Annotated in this window: 1 protein-coding gene; it reads left to right on the plus strand. The window is 47.3% G+C overall.

The window, feature by feature from the left end; translation table 11 throughout:
* The coding region (gene rfbA, locus R7Q48_RS25955) for a glucose-1-phosphate thymidylyltransferase RfbA (RefSeq protein WP_318133058.1) at positions 1–774 on the plus strand (774 nt) is incomplete at its 5' end.
* Between the last annotated feature and the right edge of the window lie 74 nt (positions 775–848).

The following is an 848-nucleotide window of genomic DNA, read 5'->3' on the forward strand; positions in this document are numbered from 1 at the left end:
CCAATGATTTACTACCCGTTGTCAGTACTCATGCTTGCGGGCATTCGTGAAATCTTGATCATCACCACGCCAGAAGACCAGGAGGGTTTTCAGCGTCTATTAGGTGATGGCTCAGAGTTTGGCATTGAGTTGCAATACGCGATTCAACCAAGCCCAGATGGCTTAGCTCAAGCCTTCATCATTGGTGAAGACTTCATTGGCGATGACTCAGTATGTTTGGTGCTGGGTGACAACATCTTTTATGGGCAAGGGTTTTCGCCGAAGTTGCAGCAAGCTGCAGCCTTAACAGAAGGTGCGACGGTCTTTGGCTATAAAGTGAAAGACCCAGAGCGCTTTGGTGTGGTGGAATTTGACGACGAGATGCGAGCGCTATCGATTGAAGAGAAGCCAGTCGAGCCAAAATCCAATTACGCCGTGACAGGGCTGTATTTCTACGATAATCGCGTCGTGGACATTGCCAAAACTATCCAACCGTCCCATCGTGGCGAGCTAGAAATTACGAGTATTAACCAAGCTTACTTAGAGCAAGGGAAATTGACGGTTGACGTACTAGGGCGTGGCTTTGCGTGGTTAGACACGGGAACACATGGCAGCTTGCTTGAAGCTGCTCACTTTGTTGAAACGATCGAGAAACGCCAAGGTTACAAAGTGGCTTGCTTAGAAGAGATTGCGTATCGCCGAGGCTGGTTAACGCGAGAGCGCATTCAAGCCGCAGGAAAAGCCTTATCTAAAAACGATTATGGCCGCTATCTTCTAGAGTTATTGGAAGAATAAATGTCGAATATACCGCTAATATCTTTTCAGAAAATGGGTGATGAGCGAGGCTCATTAATCTCGTTAGAGCAACA

This window comes from Vibrio sp. 378, from assembly GCF_033339435.1.